The 16,862-nt window shown below is 52.5% G+C and carries 16 protein-coding genes; 3 read left to right on the top strand and 13 right to left on the bottom strand.

Annotation, left to right across the window (positions count from 1 at the left end):
- The first annotated feature begins 7 nt into the window (after nt 1–7).
- Both KO508_RS15475 and KO508_RS15470 read left to right on the top strand, forming a co-directional pair.
- Nucleotides 8–1,633: an OmpP1/FadL family transporter gene (locus KO508_RS15475; RefSeq protein WP_216009194.1), complete on the top strand. Its 1,626-nt coding sequence runs from the start codon at nt 8–10 to the stop codon at nt 1,631–1,633.
- A gap of 34 nt (nt 1,634–1,667) precedes the next feature.
- Complete coding sequence (locus KO508_RS15470) at nt 1,668–2,660, top strand: MalM family protein (RefSeq protein ID WP_354668045.1); 993 nt, start codon at nt 1,668–1,670, stop codon at nt 2,658–2,660.
- A 7-nt stretch (nt 2,661–2,667) separates the two neighbouring features.
- On the opposite strand, the gene KO508_RS15465 is transcribed toward KO508_RS15470, so the two are convergent.
- The 3 genes from KO508_RS15465 to KO508_RS15455 are packed head-to-tail and all read right to left on the bottom strand — an operon-like array spanning nt 2,668 to nt 5,051.
- Complete coding sequence (locus KO508_RS15465; protein ID WP_216009193.1) at nt 2,668–3,699, bottom strand: polysaccharide deacetylase family protein; 1,032 nt, start codon at nt 3,697–3,699, stop codon at nt 2,668–2,670.
- Nucleotides 3,696–4,379: a DNA-J related domain-containing protein gene (locus KO508_RS15460; protein WP_216009192.1), complete on the bottom strand. Its 684-nt coding sequence runs from the start codon at nt 4,377–4,379 to the stop codon at nt 3,696–3,698. Before KO508_RS15460 ends, KO508_RS15465 begins: the two co-directional genes overlap by 4 nt.
- Nucleotides 4,380–4,406: 27 nt before the next feature.
- A complete protein-coding gene (locus tag KO508_RS15455) occupies nt 4,407–5,051 on the bottom strand; it encodes a TetR/AcrR family transcriptional regulator (protein ID WP_216009191.1) in 645 nt (214 codons plus the stop codon).
- 72 nt (nt 5,052–5,123) lie between these two features.
- Between KO508_RS15455 and ttcA the strand changes: the two genes are divergently transcribed.
- A complete protein-coding gene (gene ttcA, locus KO508_RS15450) occupies nt 5,124–6,044 on the top strand; it encodes a tRNA 2-thiocytidine(32) synthetase TtcA (RefSeq protein ID WP_216009190.1) in 921 nt (306 codons plus the stop codon).
- Nucleotides 6,045–6,080: 36 nt separating this feature from the next.
- Here ttcA and KO508_RS15445 read toward each other — a convergent pair whose 3' ends face one another.
- From KO508_RS15445 to KO508_RS15400, 10 genes are all read right to left on the bottom strand, one after another.
- Nucleotides 6,081–6,770 carry a sulfite exporter TauE/SafE family protein gene (locus KO508_RS15445; RefSeq protein WP_216009189.1) on the bottom strand — a complete coding sequence of 230 codons (690 nt, stop codon included), beginning with the start codon at nt 6,768–6,770 and terminating at the stop codon, nt 6,081–6,083.
- Complete coding sequence (gene ccoS / locus KO508_RS15440) at nt 6,767–6,964, bottom strand: cbb3-type cytochrome oxidase assembly protein CcoS (protein WP_252738157.1); 198 nt, start codon at nt 6,962–6,964, stop codon at nt 6,767–6,769. The genes KO508_RS15445 and ccoS overlap by 4 nt, the downstream gene beginning before the upstream one ends.
- A 50-nt stretch (nt 6,965–7,014) precedes the next feature.
- A complete protein-coding gene (locus tag KO508_RS15435) occupies nt 7,015–9,465 on the bottom strand; it encodes a heavy metal translocating P-type ATPase (RefSeq protein ID WP_216009187.1) in 2,451 nt (816 codons plus the stop codon).
- Nucleotides 9,462–9,977, bottom strand: coding sequence for a FixH family protein (locus KO508_RS15430; RefSeq protein WP_216009186.1), 516 nt, complete (start codon nt 9,975–9,977; stop codon nt 9,462–9,464). Before KO508_RS15430 ends, KO508_RS15435 begins: the two co-directional genes overlap by 4 nt.
- A gap of 47 nt (nt 9,978–10,024) precedes the next feature.
- On the bottom strand, nt 10,025–11,455 hold the full coding sequence (gene ccoG, locus KO508_RS15425; protein WP_216009185.1) for a cytochrome c oxidase accessory protein CcoG: 1,431 nt from the start codon (nt 11,453–11,455) through the stop codon (nt 10,025–10,027).
- Between the two features lie 132 nt (nt 11,456–11,587).
- Entirely contained in the window at nt 11,588–12,478 is an 891-nt protein-coding gene (gene ccoP / locus KO508_RS15420; RefSeq protein WP_216009184.1) for a cytochrome-c oxidase, cbb3-type subunit III, read from the bottom strand.
- Nucleotides 12,475–12,660 (bottom strand): cbb3-type cytochrome oxidase subunit 3, encoded by a 186-nt coding sequence (locus KO508_RS15415; protein ID WP_216009183.1) that lies wholly within the window; start codon nt 12,658–12,660, stop codon nt 12,475–12,477. The genes ccoP and KO508_RS15415 overlap by 4 nt, the downstream gene beginning before the upstream one ends.
- Nucleotides 12,661–12,664: 4 nt before the next feature.
- The gene (ccoO, locus tag KO508_RS15410) at nt 12,665–13,273 is read right to left on the bottom strand and encodes a cytochrome-c oxidase, cbb3-type subunit II (RefSeq protein WP_216009182.1); all 609 of its coding nucleotides are present in this window, start codon (nt 13,271–13,273) and stop codon (nt 12,665–12,667) included.
- 14 nt (nt 13,274–13,287) lie between these two features.
- On the bottom strand, nt 13,288–14,718 hold the full coding sequence (ccoN, locus tag KO508_RS15405) for a cytochrome-c oxidase, cbb3-type subunit I (RefSeq protein WP_216009181.1): 1,431 nt from the start codon (nt 14,716–14,718) through the stop codon (nt 13,288–13,290).
- A gap of 242 nt (nt 14,719–14,960) precedes the next feature.
- Nucleotides 14,961–16,787, bottom strand: a complete 1,827-nt coding sequence (locus KO508_RS15400) for a sensor domain-containing diguanylate cyclase (RefSeq protein ID WP_216009180.1) — start codon at nt 16,785–16,787, stop codon at nt 14,961–14,963.
- Between the last annotated feature and the right edge of the window lie 75 nt (nt 16,788–16,862).

Genomic DNA, 16,862 nt, shown 5'->3' with positions numbered 1-16,862 from the left:
GGATTTCATGGGACATAATAGCCACAAGCGGCAACTTCTCGCGGCAATGGTAGCCACAACCTTGTCATGTGGGGTTCAGGCTCAGCTCGCGCAGAACTTGACCATTCACCCGAAAGCACTGGCATTGGGTAACGCCGTAACTGCAGATCCACCCGGGATCATGGCGGTGCACTATAATCCAGCGGGTCTGACAAGGCTGGAAGGCCGCCAGTTTGAAGTTAATTTATTAAGTATATACCTTGATGTCGATGCTGACTTTATTGCTCCAGATGGGTATGAAATATTTGGTATTGACGGGCTTGAGATCGATCCCAATACTGGCAAACAGCGGGATCCCGTTGCAAATTCGCACAGCCACGCGAACAATGTTGCTTTGTATGTCCCCGGTTTCGGAATTCTCCGTACCCCCCCGGGGCCCGCGGTAGCGCCATCTGCGGGCTTTAGCATCAACCCACCAGGATCTAAGCTGACCTTTGGCAATGCTTTTTATCTGCCAATGGCAGCGGGCTTCTATCGGGACAAAAATGATCCCGCTCGTTATCAGCCTCAAGCTGCTGCGTTGCAACGTACAACCTACCTTGCTCCAACCGTGGGTTATAAGATTAACGATGAGTGGTCGGTAGGCGCAGGGATTCACCTGTCCCACATGGGTATTGCTGCCGACCAGTATATGCGGGCGCCAAACATGCTTCTGGGCGTTGCAGAAATCCTGCAGGACGCCTTCAACTGTGAAAGCGGTGACGAACCGTTGCAGCCTTGGCTTGCGCTCTGCGGAGGTAACGTGGGGCCTTGGGATGATATTGGAGCCATGAGCCTCAACGTTCAGGAAACTCTATCACCCACCTATACGCTCGGCGTAATGTGGGATCCCTTGGACTGGTTCACTTGGGGGGCAAGCTATACCTCCGAAGCTGAAATGAACATGAAGGGCACCTTCGAGATTGAGTATACCGATAACTGGTCTGGATTTTGGCAGAGTGTTAACGGGTCGGTTTTGGGTGCCATTACCTCGGCCATTCTTAGCCTGCCGTCTGGTGCACCGCGGGAAGCTGGTAACGTCAGTATGGACTTGGTTTACCCGCAACATTTTCAAACCGGCATTAGTGTAGATTTGCACCCGAAGCTCACATTCAATGTTGATGTAGGCTGGACTGACTACAAACAGTGGGACGCCTTTCTGTTCCGCTTTGATCGAAATCTTGAATTCCTCAACGCTGCGCGTATTTTGTCCCCCGACAACGCCACGCCGAACACCCTCAAGCTGCCGTTGGGCTTTAGTAGTCAGTGGAACTGGGCATTTGGTGCAGAGTTTCATGCTTCATCACGGCTTGATTTGAGAGCAGGTGTTGAAATCCGAGATTCGGTGATACCAGACGACCAGCGCTCGGTAATGGCACCCTTTGGCGGTGCTAACCTGTACAGTGTTGGTATGGGGTATAAGTGGGACAAGAATACGGAAATTGATATGAACCTCAGTTATCTGCATTCTGTTGAAAGCATTCCGGCGAATACCAGTTGCAACATTAACTGCGACAATATTACCAATATCATCTACAACCCCTATGCCGGGTTGGATGTGAAAACCTCCTTGCGGGTTGTTATGGCGGGTCTTAGCTTCCGGAAGAAATTCTGACTGCACGCTGCTTCGTGCTCAAAAGGGCATATAAGTGACAACACATAAACTTCTGACAACAGTTACTGGCCTAGTTTTGGGTACACTGTTGTCCGGCTGTCAGGTTGGCGGTTCAACAGTATCAGACAGGGAAGGCTATTTTTCTTGGGTGGATGAGCAGGGGCGCGTGCGCTATTCGCCCATCGTCGAAGCACCTACCGAGGCAAAATCCGTCGTCAATCAACCTGTGACAGAAGATGAGTTTACCACCGACAATTATCCAGACGCAGAAGAGCTTCGGCGCAAGGGGTACGTGCGCGAGGGCGATGGTAAACCCTATTTTACTTGGCGCGATGCTGACGGTAATCTCCGAACCAGTTATTACCAGCCTGACACTCGCACGGATGAAGAAAAAGGGCGTGTTGCACCTCCTGTTGAGACAACTTCCGCAACGGTATATCGCGCCGAGGATACACTCCTTGAGTCAACGCCCGTGGATGGCCACGACCCCAACGCTTTTGCCATTCTGGGTATTAAAGACAGCGGCGACGCCTACCTGACACGCTTCTCTGAAACCTGTTGCCAGACGCTAGACACCCAGAACCATGAACGCTGGCAGGAAGGTCGCGAGTTTGGCGTACAGCTGACTGAAAACTCTCCGGAACACCAATTTCTTACTGGGCTAAGCCCCTACCAACTGATTGCGCTGCCCCAAGAGGACCCCGGCGAAGAGCGGGTGTTTCGTTTGCGCTCATACGCTAGCAAAGGCGTTTTTGTGCCATCGGTGGTGTTTCTTGATGGCCAATTAAGACCGGTTAGGCTGGTCACAGAAATAGTCTCGGATTTTGAACCGGAGAATTGGCACCGCCGCGGCTATCTCGAAGCGCGAATCCCGGTTTCAAGCGCCAGAAAAGAGCGTTGGATGCTCATCTTTACGCGCGACGATGATCTTGAAGGCCAGACGGTTATTGAAACCCGTCGTGGCCTCCGCAAGATACCCCACTTAAAAACCGGCGAAATCGGCCTGATCTTAGTAGAAACCCGGTAAAACTGGTTCAATCTTCCGGTTGGCTCAAATCCAGCCACTGCTGAGATAGCCAGTAAAAGCCGCCCGCTTCAGCAGGGTGGGTGCAGTTATAGCGAAACCGACGGCTGTTGAAAGATCCCGGTGCCGTTATCGAAATCGAGTTATTCAATACATCAAAATCAATCCGTCCCATACCCGATGCGAAGCAGGTTAGCCTGCTTGGTTGAATCTCGTCTACCAGCGGCAGAGTAAGGGTTGGAGGGTTCTCATCCATGATGCCGTCAGGCAGCTTGCCAGCATCTATGGGAAACGCTTTGCTGGTCAGTTTGTCTCTAAGCCCATCGAGCTGACCGAAGGTATTCGCCATGGGGAATCGGGGCAAACGAGTTTGTCCGGAAAGCGGACCTATGGCTCCCGATTGCTGTCCGAACCCGTACCAGCCCCTTTTCGATACCTCCGCCTCAAGAGCTTCGTCGAACTCGCCATAAGGGTATGCAAATAACGGAAAATCGGCTCCGAGTCTTCGCTTTAGTTCAGCCTGCGCAGTATCCAAACTGTGCGTTATTCGTTTTTTCCAGTCGCCTTCTGCCTCTTCTGGGCGCCGCGCTAGGTGGCCATGTCCGGAACTGTGGTTTGCAATGGTTACGCCCTCCCGCTTAGACAGTTCTGCGAGTTGCTGCCAAGTCATGTACCCTTGGCTTCCAATGGCGGCTGTGTCGACAAAAATGGTGTAGGGCAACCCTCGTTTCTGAAGGATCTCTGCGCCTTTGCTATAAACCGACTCATAGGCATCGTCAAAGGTGATTGCGATGCGTTGGTTGGTTGATGGATCATCAGAAAATAGGTTCTCTGTGGCATCGCGCAGATCTACAACCTCAAGCCCCAGTTCAGAGACTAGATCAAGTTGGGCGTTCAATAGTGATTCGGATGTACTGGTAGAAGGCGGTGTCGTGTTGCTGATGTGATGGTATTGAAGGACCACCAAATCGGCTTTTACGGAGGCACTTGCTAGAAAAATTGAAAAGAGAGTGCCCGATATTCTTAATTTTCCAGCTTTCATGTCCGTTCCATCATTTGACTGAAATGTGTCTTCAGGACGGTAAAGGCTTCATTAAGAGACTGTATTTCTTCGGTCTCCCCGCCTCGGTCTGGATGGGCGTGCATTACGGCCCGGCGAAATGCCTGTTTTACCGTGTTAAAACAATCGGGAACTGAATCGAAACCCAATACTCTTGCAGCGCGTAAAGTCTCTGGCTTGCTCGGCCCCAAGCCCTGATAGCCCGCCCAAAAACGATCCATCATTTGTTGAATGGCTTCCGCTGGCAGCTTGTATTGGGATAGGTCCAAATAGAATTTTCGGAGGCTGTCCACTGCGCCGGGCAAGCCGGTTCCACCAACGGTATCCTGCCGTTCAATAATAATGCGTAAGGGCGATATCGTCAGATTTTCTCCGGACTCCATCAAGGAGTCTTTTAAGCGGTAGAGCACGTGGAACAGCAGAAAATGAACAGGATACAGTTTTTGCGTGTCGTGAAACTCTAAGTCACCAATCAAACGCCACGGTGGGCGCTGAAGTGTTTTGATGAGGTTGAGTTCATCAGTCCCTTCAGGGGCGTTACGGAGCTCATGTTCAACCGCTATCAGCATATGTTGGATCTGTTGATCCACTATTTCATCTGATGCAGTCGCAGTCGCAGATAGGCTGTGCAAGAGCTCCGGGGAGGCAGAAGTATCTTTCATAGGCCCATGTTAGGTCAGTCAATGCGTTCAGGGAAGGGCAGCTAGCCCGGGTAACCCGCCTTTAAATAGCGCTGTCGACAACTGGGCTGCACGAGCTACCTCAAGGCTGGCCCGATCCGGGTGTTGATACACGCGCCGAGCAACCATCAGACCGGTCTCATAGGCTACACCGAAGAACGCAGCGCACAGGTACTCCTGATCAACATTCGGCAAGATATTGTGGTCAATCGCGTCCCGAACATCGTCTTCAAGAGACATCATAATAAGTTCGAGTATTCCAGAGCCAAAGAACTCTTTCAGGGCGCGATCGTTACGGTGGGCAAGTTCGTAAACAAGTGGGTCACTTGCAGTGGCACTGTATACGGCTAGATAGGACTGGTGAATAAAGTCTTCAGCGGTGTCTGCCGAGCGCCGTGAGTGCGTTAAGTTTTCGTTTAAGCCGCCCAGAAAGTCGGTCAGCAGTGCGGCAAAGATGTCTTGCTTGCTGCGGAAATAGTTGTAGAAAGTACCAGAGGCCAGATGGGTTTGCTGGATGAGGTCACGTATGGTGGTATTCTCGTACCCCTTCTCCTGAAAGCAGAGACGAGCAGCTTTGAGTATCGCCGCGCGATTGCGCAGGCGGTTGCGTTCGCGTTTTCCTTTGGCTTCTTGCCCTGAACTCAACATATCCATGTCAGTAACCTGTCCCTAAAAGAAGTGGATGCGTATAATCTCACGATCATTTCCCCACTGAACACAGTTGATATGCCCGAAGCGATAAGTGACAGCCCCGAACAAACTTATAGTTCAGAATACGAACGCCGTCAGAAATTGGAGCAGAATAAACTGCAGAAACGCCTGCGCCGAGAGGTTGGTCAGGCAATTGCAGATTTTTCAATGATCGAAGCAGGCGATAAGGTAATGTGTTGCTTGTCCGGTGGCAAGGATTCCTATGCCATGCTGGATGTTCTTCTTAACTTGCAGAAGAGCGCGCCAGTGTCGTTTGAGCTGATTGCTGTCAATTTGGATCAAAAACAGCCGGGTTTCCCGGAAGATATCCTACCGAAATACCTCGCGGATATCGGCATCGAATATCACATCATTGAAAGAGATACCTACAGCATCGTCAAAGACAAGGTGCCGGAAGGTAAAACTACCTGTGGTTTATGCTCACGTTTACGTCGAGGTATTCTTTACAACTTCGCCGAAGAGCAGGGTGTTACCAAAATCGCACTGGGGCACCACCGCGACGATCTGTTGGAAACCTTGTTTTTGAATATGTTTTACGGGGGCAAGCTAAAAACCATGCCGCCAGTGCTGCACAGCGATGACGGCCGGAATACGGTCATCCGACCTTTGGCATACAGTCGTGAGAAGGATATTGCCAGATATGCAGAGCTAAGGCAGTACCCAATTATACCCTGCAACCTATGCGGCTCTCAGGAAAACCTGCAACGCCAAGTGATCAAGGATATGTTCCAATATTGGGACAAACAACATCCTGGGCGACTTGAAACCATGTTTCGGGCCTTGTGCAATGTGGAGCCATCGCACCTTGCTGATACCAATCTTTATGATTTTCGCGAAGGCAAGCGCCTTGGTGGCAAGCGCCAGGCGGTACAGACCGCGTCGCCCGGGCAAGAGCCCGAACAGAGCTTTGGCCGTTTGGATGTTTTAAATATCTAGACTCATTAACCCCGAGTTTTGTACTAAGGCCTCTTTTCAATGGCCGGTTAAAGCCATCAGAGGCAAAGTCCAAAGCCCGAACAGAATCAGCAGGGCACCGGTAAACTTCCGGAATTTCTGATTGCTTTTTAGCCCATTGATCCAGTTGGCGGCATAGCCCGCTGCAAGCATGGAGGGCAGAGTGCCCAGCCCGAAAAATACCATGGTGAGTGCAGCCGAGCCTACGGTTGGCTGCAGTGCGGCCCAACCCAAAGTGCTATAAACCAATCCACAGGGTAGCCATCCCCACAGCGCGCCGAGAGCAAGAGCTTGACCGGCGTGATGGATGGGGAGAATTCGGCGGGAGAGGGGAGACAAACGCTCCCAAAGGGGCGCGCCAATTCGTTCCACATAACGGATTCCCTGCCACCATTGCCCCATCGATAAGCCCATAGCGATAAGCAGCAAACCCGCGATCGACCGCAAAACCATGCCAAGCTGCGCCCATTGGTTCGCAGCTGTAGTACTCAAAAGTGCAATCAGTGCTGCAATCAGTGCATAGCTTGCAATTCGCCCGACGTTATAGGCAAGCAACAGAAATGATTGCCGCGTACGAAAGCCCTTGCCAACGGGCAACGCCATGGATAGAGAGGCGCTGATACCACCGCACATGGCAAGGCAATGGGTGCTGCCAAGCAGCCCGATGAGAAATGCACTGGGGTAGCTTAGGTAAAGTTCCGGCGTCATGATTGGTCAGGTTTGTCTTCTGGGCTTTCCGCTTTGTTCTGGCGTGCATCGTCCGGGATCATGTCGTCGTCGTCGTCGTACAGAATCCGATGTGCGGGGCCTTCCAGATCGTCGTACTGCCCATTTTTAACGGCCCAGGAAAACAGCAAGATACCCATCACCACCAAAATCAGCATGACCGGTACCAAAAACATTACGATTTCCACGGCGTACACCTCATAGTTAGAACTCGATGTTTACGGTATCAAGGCGAAACCTGCGCGCCAACTTGTGGTGCGTTGACTCTAGCTTTTGCGCGGGGTTGGGTCCCCAGTCGCAACGCGTTCAGTACAACAATTAGAGAGCTGAGTGACATACCTATCGCGGCGAGCCAGGGCGCTACTAAACCGGCAGCGGCAAGGGGTAGGGCACAGACGTTATAGACGAGTGCCCAAGCCATGTTTTGGCGGATGATTTTTCGTGTGCGACGGCTGGTGTCCAGCGCCGCTACCAATTGCATCAGCTGGCCGTTGAGTAACACGGCATCCGCTTTCAACTGCGTGAGATCTGCCGCGGTTCCCATGGCAACCGAGATACCTGCACCCGCCATAGAAGGAAGGTCGTTAAGGCCGTCTCCAACCATCATAACCTGATGACCTTCAGATTTCAGTCCTTGGAGGACCTCAAGCTTTTGTTCCGGCGAGGCTTGGCCTATGGCCTCGTCGATACCTAGCACGTCTGCAATCTCGCGCACATGGCCCGAGCGGTCACCACTCAGTAGCAGGGTTCGAATGCCCAAGTTTTGCAGGGCTTTCACTGCCTGTGCTGCATCTTTTCTAGGCTGGTCATCAAGTCGGAAGCAGGCAAGCCACTCGTTTTCTGATGCTAGCCAGATCTCCATACCCGAGTGTTGCTCTGACTCTGGCTCTGGCGCGCTTAAATGCTGGGAAACAAAATCTCTATGGCCGATGAACAGTGCCTGACCATCGTAATGGCCGGAAAGCCCACCTCCAAGATGGTTCTTTACTTGCTCAATGGCGGCCGCAGGGCGGTTATGGAAGACTCGTGCAATCGGGTGTTCGGAGTGCTGTTCCAAACCCGCTGCCAGACGCAAGCATGCGTCTTTGTCTCTGCTGCCTACAATATCGGTGCCGATTAGGCTTAGTTCGCCCCGAGTAAGTGTGCCGGTTTTATCGAAGACCACTGTATCGATGGAATTCATGGACTCCAGTGCATGGCCTCGGGTTGGCAGGAAGCCCAAACGTCGCAATTTTACGGTGGCCGAGGTTATAGCGGTAGGCGTTGCGAGTGAAAGCGCACAAGGACAAGTCACTACAAGTACGGAGAGCGTAATATCAAATGCATTGTTCGCTCCTGCAAGCCACCACCCTAGCCAGACAACGGGTGCAAGGATAAGTACCCGTCCAACAAATTTGCCGGCAATGCGGTCGGCCATACGGGCGACGGGGGGCTTTTCGGATTGCACACGATCCAGTATTCGCAAGATGCCTGAAAGGCGCGTCTGGGCTCCGGATTTTTCCACCTTAACATCCAATGGGTTTTCCCCATTGATGCTTCCGGCATGGACTCTGTCACCAGATACGCGGGTTTCCGGCAGGTACTCGCCGGTCAGTGCGGATTCGTTGAGAGTGGACTGCCCCCGAAGAATCACACCATCTACTGGGAGGGTTTCGCCAGGCCTGATTCGAACTACGTCTCCTGGCTTTACCTGATGGGCTGGTATGATTTCAGTGTCTTCGCCGTTCACCCGCGTTGCAACGGTGGGGTGGAATCCTGCCAGCGCGTTGCCTGTGAGTCCCGCACGATATCTGGCCTGCACCTCAATATAGCGGCCGAGCAACAGAAAAAACGTGAACATACAAACGGATTCAAAATAGACCTCTTCACCGCCCATTACGGTGACCCAGGCACTGGCAAGGTAAGCGAGCCCAATTGCGATTGCTACAGGCACATCCATGGTCAGATGACGGGTTCTGATGTCGCGTTTTGCATTTTTGAAAAAAGGCGCAGCGCTGTACAACACAACCGGCGTGGCTACCAGCAGGCTGAACCAACGGAAAAACGACACAAACTCCGGCGACAGACCACTGATCAGTTCAAAATAAAGAGGGAAAGCCAGCATCATGCTCTGGAAGCTGCCAATACCGGCAACGGCCAGCCGGATCAACATAGATCGGTGTTCTGCTTTCAGCTGATCTTCAACTGCGTCTGACTGATAGGGGCGGGCGGTGTAGCCGAGTTCGTGGATAGCGATCAGCAAATCACTCAGCGCCGCTTGATCCTGAGCCCATACGAGTCGCGCCCGTTGGGTGGTATGGTTTACAGAAAAGGAGAGCACGCCCGGTTGATTTTTCATATGGTTTTCCAGCAACCATATGCAGGCAGCGCAGGTAATGCCCCCAATCAAAAGCTGGGCTTCCTGACCGCCTTTAACCGGAGCAACGAAGGCTTGCTGTACCAGAGGATGATCCAGTTCTCTGAGCCGGTCCAGTTCGGAATTTGTCAGCTGACGGGGGGTGACAGCGGTTTCTGTGCGGAGCTGATAAAAGCCAGTCAAACCTTCGTTATGAATGGTTTGGCACACGGCCTTACAGCCCTGGCAGCAGAAAAAGCGGGTCTGGCCATCAATCTGGAGTGTAATCGGCGGCTCACCGCCTGCCGGTTCGCCGCAATGGTAGCAATCCAGGGGGGTCACCCTTGCGCGGAGCCTTCGGGACCCATATGAAGGTTGGCTTTGGCGGGCAGCCAGGCTTCACCTTTCAGACGCCATTGATTGTCCGGTCCGCGGAGGTCGTAATACCAGCGGCCATCAATGTCTTGCAGCATGGTGCCAGTATAATGGCCGTTTCCGTCACTCCGGAACTGAATGGTTCGATCTTTTTGTGACAGCGTTGGATGAAACAGGTTAAGCACCACATAGGGGAAATCCGCAGGCCCCTCCTGAGTGTTCACGTTGAGCAGGATGCTGCGGTCCTCGAACACCATATCGGCGCTCAGACCCATATCTTTGGCAGCCTGATCACGGGCTATTTCAAGGTTGATGCCCCGGCCTTCCTTTGAATAATCATCGGTTACCATCGTATCGTCCATGTTCGATGCGACGACCAGCATGAACATACTGAAGGTAATTGCCGATAGCGGCGCTATGGTCAGAAACCAGAACCAGGGCTGCCGATACCAGGGTGCTACAGGTACTTCTTGCTTCATAGTGCTCAGTCTCGTTATTTACGGGTTTCCAACAGCGACCAATAGGGTCACTGTGTTGGACCGACAAATCGACTTTCGGTTTCCAGCTTCAGTGAAGAATCCGTTTCAGACTGTGCATGGAAAATTATTTCGTTATTTGATTGTGGAATGGACTCCGGTGGAACGTCCACAACGGTTGGCAACGAACGGTTTTCGCCGCTGTCTACCGTTATCTGCACCTGCGTCAGAATGCGAATGCCATCCAGACCCGCTACAGACAAAGTAAAGGTCTGTGGAACTTCTGACATGTTGGCAATTTTCAGGGTGTAGGAATTCTCAATACGCCCCTCGCCATTAAAATTGAAAAGCGCGCCACGATCTCTCAGAGCGTCCATTTGCGCCGGTACACGGGTTGCGATCACAAATATAATCGCAGTGATCATGGCGCTCAGAACTGCACCATAACCAAATGTACGAGGTCGCAGAAGCTTCGAGGGCTTCCCTTCGAGCTCATTTTCGGTGGTGTAACGAATCAGCCCGCGAGGGTAGTTCATTTTGTCCATGATTTCGTCACAGGCATCAATACACAGAGCGCAACCGATGCACTCATACTGAAGGCCGTCACGAATATCGATACCTGTAGGGCACACATGCACGCACTGTCCACAATCAATGCAGTCACCAAGACCAACTTCTTCTGGCTTGACCTCCTTGCGACGACCACCGCGAGGCTCTCCGCGGTTGGGATCATAGGACACGATGCGGGTGTTCGGATCGAACATGACGGATTGGAAGCGGGCATAGGGGCACATGTACAGGCAAACCTGCTCACGCATCCATCCGGCATTCAGATAGGTGGCTAGGGTGAAGAAAGCAACCCAGAAATAGGCCCAACCGTTTGCTTCGAACGTGAAAATGTCAGCGATCAGCTCACGAATCGGGTAGAAGTACCCGACAAATGTCAGCCCGGTCATGAGAGCAATGACCAGCCATATTGCATGTTTAGCTGATTTCTTGATCAGTTTCTCTTTGGAGTTAGGTGCTTTGTCCAGTTTCATGCGCTTGTTGCGGCTGCCTTCGATGCGCTCTTCAACCCACATGAAAATGAATGTCCACACGGTTTGAGGACAGGTATAGCCACACCATACTCTGCCGAACAGGGTGGTAATAAAGAACAAGCCAAAGGCACAGATGATCAACATGCCAGAAAGCAGGAAAAAGTCCTTGGGGTAGAAAGTAACCCCGTACAGATGGAATTCCCGGGCAGGCAAGTCGAAGTGAATCAGCGGATTTCCGTCGAGCGTGAGCCAGACGAACAGAAAGTACATGCCCATGAGCAGTAGCAGGCTGATCGTCCGAATACGCTGGAACAGGCCTGTCACTTCTTTGACGTAGATTTTCTTTCGACTGGCGTATAGCTCTACGGTTTCTTCTGGCTTCTTTTTGCCCGAGGGTTCCGAGGAGGGATCAACCTGTTTGACTGGGATTTCATTGCTCATGGGTATCTCCAGATGGAGTCTTAATTCCGGCGCGGGTGCCTTTGCAGGCTGATGCTGATCTTTTCAAGCCTGTGCCCGCACGCAGACACAGGGTTGAACAGACCAAGCCGAGCTCGATGCCCGGCAGGAAAGTCAGTTGGAGAGGCTGTAAACGTAAGCAGCCAGAATTTGAATCTGATCGCCGGACAGGCGACCACCTTGTGCAGGCATCTCATTCTGGCGACCGTGCAGGACAGTCTCTTTGATCCACTCGTAATTGGAGCCATACAGCCAGACGTTGTCAGTCAGGTTGGGTGCGCCAAGCGCTGTCATTCCCTTGCCTTCTGGGCCGTGGCAGGCGACGCAACCCTGAGCAAATACGGCTTCACCGGCGGCAGCGGCAGCGGCATCTTTTTCCCGACCACTGAAGCTGAGAACATAGTTGACCACCTGGTCTACCTGTTCGTTGGTCATATTAGGCATCACACCTTTAGCTGGCATATTGCCCATTCGACCATTATGCAGGGTCTCCAGAATAGCCTCGGGAGTGCCGCCCCACAGCCAGTCACCATCGGTCAGGTTGGGAAAGCCAACCTGGCCACGAGCGGCAGTGCCGTGGCAGACCGCACAATTGTTCGCAAACAGACGTTGGCCGATCTTCAGCGCCTCTTCGTCCTTTGCAAGCTCTGGTACCGGGGTTTGACCGTATTGGGCAAAGATCGGGCCGTACTGCTCTTCAGCGTCGGCTACTTCTGCTTCCCACTGATTGGTTGATGTCCAGTTCAGGAGACCCTTGTAGTTACCCAGGCCCGGGTAGAGGGCCAGGTAGCCAAGGGCGAAGATGCAGGTAGCTACGAACAGATAGAACCACCATTTCGGCAGTGGATTATCATACTCTTCGATGCCGTCGAAGGAGTGACCCATAGTACGGTCGGTTTCCACATCAGTTGTTTGGCTCTTACGGGTTGCGAAGAGTAGCCAGGCACAACCAAAAACGGTACCGAGCACGATCGCACTGATCCAAATGCTCCAGAAGGTACTCATTGTTTTTTCTCCGTTTTTTCCTGTTCAAGAGTACGCTTTTCCACTTCGTCATCATCGAATGGAAGGTGGGCAGCTTCTTCATTGGCCTTTTTACGGTGGGCGCTGAACGCCCACCAGATGATGCCGATAAAAACCGCCATCACTAAAAGGGTATGCATGCCGCGTAACTCGTTAATATCCATCAAATCACCGTTTTTCTGAAAGTACGGTGCCCAATTGCTGCAGGTATGCGACCAGGGCCTCGATTTCAAACGTGCCTTCCAGTTCACCTGCTGCCGCTGCGATCTGCTCGTCAGTGTAGGGCACACCCAGTGTTTGCAGTGTAGAAAGCTTGGCTGCGGTGCCTTTGTGATCGACTACATCTTCGAACAACCACGGGAATGCAGGCATGTTGGACTCGGGGACCACGCTGCGCGGGTTATAAAGATGCTGACGTTGCCAAGCATCCGAATAACGGCCACCAACACGGGCGAGATCTGGCCCCGTGCGTTTGGAACCCCACAGGAATGGGCGCTCATATACGAATTCGCCCGCAACGGAGTAGTGCCCGTAGCGCTCGGTTTCCGCACGGAACGGACGGATCTGCTGGGTGTGGCACACGTGACAGCCTTCGCGGATGTAGATGTCACGACCTTCGAGTTCCAGTGCCGATAACGGCTCCAGACCTTCGATGGGCTCGTTGACGCTCTTCAGGAAGAACAAAGGAACCACTTCCGCCAGAAAGCCGCCACTGATGGTCAGTATGATGAATACAATCATCAGACCTAGATTCTTTTCTACAATTTCGTGTTTCATCTGGTCTCTCTCCGTTACGCCGCCTGAACTGCGGCGTTGTCCTGGGCCGCAGCTTCTTTTTGGCGCACGGTCATGTAGACGTTGTAAGCCATAAACAGCATGCCGGCGAGGAAGATGACACCGCCAAGGAAGCGCACGAAGTAGCCCGGGTAGGATGCTTCAAGGCTTTCCACGAAGCTGTAGGTGAGGGTGCCGTCATCATTGACTGCGCGCCACATCAGGCCTTGCATAATGCCGTTAACCCACATTGCAACGATGTACAGTACGGTACCGACAGTTGCCAGCCAGAAGTGCACATTGACCAGACTTGTGCTGTACATTTCCTTGAGGCCCCAAAGCTTGGGAATCAGGTGGTAAATTGCACCGATACTGATCATGGCAACCCAGCCCAGAGCGCCGGAATGCACGTGGCCAATGGTCCAGTCAGTGTTGTGAGACAGCGCATTCACTGTCTTGATGGACATCATCGGGCCCTCAAACGTGGACATGCCGTAGAACGACAGGGAAACCACGAGGAAGCGCAGGATAGGATCGGTACGCAGTTTGTGCCATGCGCCGGAGAGGGTCATCATACCGTTGATCATGCCACCCCAGGATGGAGCGAGAAGGATCAGTGACATGATCATGCTGGCGGTTTGGGCCCAGTCTGGCAGAGCAGAGTAGTGCAGGTGGTGGCCGCCGGCCCATACGTACGTGGCGATCAGTGCCCAGAAGTGAACAATCGACAAGCGGTACGAGTAAACAGGGCGTCCGGCCTGCTTGGGAACGAAGTAGTACATCATGCCCAGAAAGCCTGCAGTGAGGAAGAAGCCTACGGCGTTATGGCCGTACCACCACTGCATCATTGCGTCGGTTACGCCGGCATAAGCGGAGTAAGACTTGAAAGCACTAACCGGCAACGCCAGATTATTACCAATGTGCAGTACTGCAATGGTAATGATGAACGCGCCGTAGAACCAATTAGCCACATAAATGTGAGGAGTGCTGCGTTTGGTAATGGTGCCGAAGAAAACCAGAGCATAGATAACCCAGACCACGGCAATGGCAATATCAATCGGCCATTCCAGTTCTGCGTATTCTTTGGTGGTGGTCAAACCCATTGGCAGGGTAATAGCCGCAGACACGATGATCGCTGTCCAGCCCCAGAAGGTAAAGGCCGCGAGTTTGTCAGAAATCAGGCGTGTCTGGCAGGTGCGCTGAACCACATAATATGATGTCGCAAACAGGGCACTACCACCAAAGCCGAATATGACGGCGTTGGTATGCAACGGTCTTAGGCGACCGAAATGGGTAAACGGCAGATCGAGGTTGAGGGATGGCCAGACCAGTTGTGCTGCAATCAACACGCCCAGCGCCATGCCTACAATACCCCATACCACTGTCATGATGGCGAACTGTCTCACCACCTTATAGTTATATGTCAGGTTCGGATTTTGTGTGCTCATAGCCTTACCAATGGGTTCAGAGTGGGGAATTAAGCGAGCGCAAGTATGGAGAAACCATTGCCTGTTTGCAATGACACGGGTCAACTCCTGACATCCGTCAAATGCACCCGAATCAGTGGCATGGCGCCTCTCGGAAGCGCTAAACCAACCGAAGCCCTATGATAGCTCTAGAGTTGTTCAAGGTGAACTTACCAAAATTGACTAAGAACAAAAAACGCAGCGTTGAAGCGAGAGAAAGAGGTTTAAGTGTCGGCTATTACGGTCTGATTGCGCCCTTGGGCTTTGGCTTCGTACAAAGCGCTGTCTGCGCGCTCAAAGAACTCCTGCTGATTCTCATTAGGCAGCAGGGTTGCGATGCCTGCGCTCATCGTAAGGCGGGCTTTCGCGCCGCCCGGGGCTTCAACTGAAGTGGTGCGTATCTCTTCTAGCACGGCTTCGCAAACCTTTTGTGCACCCTCAAGGTCGGTGCTCGGCAACAGCAATGCAAACTCTTCGCCGCCAAAGCGAACCGCGGTGTCCCGCGGGCGCGTTGCGTGTCTGGTTAGGATGTCAGCAATCAATTGTAGCCAAGTGTCACCAAATCCGTGCCCCCAAGTGTCGTTGACCGCTTTAAAGTGATCAGCATCTAAAAGTGCGATTGTTAGAGGTCGTCCGGTTCTTCGTGCCTCGGCACATAGGTCTGGCAGAATGTTGTCCATGTGTCGGCGGTTGTACAGGCCTGTGAGAGAGTCGTTCAGGCTTAGGGTCGCAAGCTTGCGGTTGGCGTTCTCCAACTCTCGCATGGTTGAGCGCAATTGAGCAGTGCGTTCGTGAACCTTGTATTCCAGATCATTTCTGGCTTTCTGTTCCACTTCTAGCAATTTGTCATTTAGTAGCCGCCAACGCTGGACCATGGCGTAGTTCAGCAGGATAACTTGCCCACCGATTGCGACCTGCATTAACGACTCCCGCGCAAGAAAATCGGCCAAATACCCAAAGGCTGCGGCTGCATAAACCAGCGCCCCGACCGCCATGATCGCCCAGGCAAGAACATACCACTTCGCTGGCTGGTAGCCCTGCTGCCAACGGCTTATGGCAATGATTGAAAGAATGAATATGATCACTAGCCCAAGAGCAGTGTTGATAAGGATGGCTTGGCTGTATGGGATGGCCAGTGTCAGCCCGGTGAAACCAGCACAAATCCAAAGAATGGCTTTCAGGGTCTTATCTGCCCGCGTGTGTGCTGCTACTTCAAGGAACGAACGCCCGAAAAAGGTCATAGCTAGCGCACAGAGCGCTAGAGTCAAAGGAATGGATGTGTTCGCGAATTTAGGGTTTTCAGGCCAAAAATACTGGTTGGCAAAACCACCCATTGCGAACAGGAACAGCCCCATGGCCACCATGTAAAGGGCATTATAAAAATAGTAGGTTGTTCCGGAGCTGAAAAACAGGAGGAGGTTGAAAATGGCGAGGACCAGAATGGCGCCGTAAAACAGCCCGTGGGTTACCGCCAGATGATTGCTCTCAGCAATAACTTCTTCTGGGGTTTCCAACTTTAGCGGAATATTTAAAGCACCACTGCTGTGAATCCGAATTGTTATAGAGCGGGTTTCGCCGCTGTTAAGGGTGATTGGCAAAAGGAAATAACGGTAATCTACAAGTCTTGAGCCAAAGCGATGTTGATCACCCGTTACCAGCACGTCTTCGGGTTGATCGCCCCGCCAGAAAGTGACTTCGTCCAGCAAGGGGTAGTGGAGGTTGAGATACCAGAGCCGCCGCTCGCTGCCGTTGTTTCGGATATTCAGCCGTATCCAGTAAACCGAACGAGTCTGGCTAAAAACCAATTCATGTCCCTGAGAGGGCGTCCATTTGATGTGCTCTGGCAACTCCGCCGGATTTAGCGCGGTATGCGCCGGTTCGCCCGGCGAAGATTGATGGTAGCAAACATAGTACATGAGTGAGTTGCGCGCCTGCGTGTCGTTGGCATCGACTGCTGGGCACTCGGAACCTGCCACGGCGACGCTGGCAAGAGCGAACGCCGGAATAACAGTGCAAAGCATAAGAAAAGCTAGGCGCGCAAAGAGTGACATCGGCATTTTCCGAGAGCATTAGACTTCGAAAGTGTAGCGAATATGCACAAGTTGTACTGTTAAACTGTTTAAAAC

Origin of the sequence: Marinobacter salexigens, from assembly GCF_018860765.1 — a bacterium.
GTDB lineage: Bacteria > Pseudomonadota > Gammaproteobacteria > Pseudomonadales > Oleiphilaceae > Marinobacter > Marinobacter salexigens_A.
Note: the sequence above shows the minus strand (reverse complement) of the source record. Positions and strands in the feature narration are given on the sequence as shown.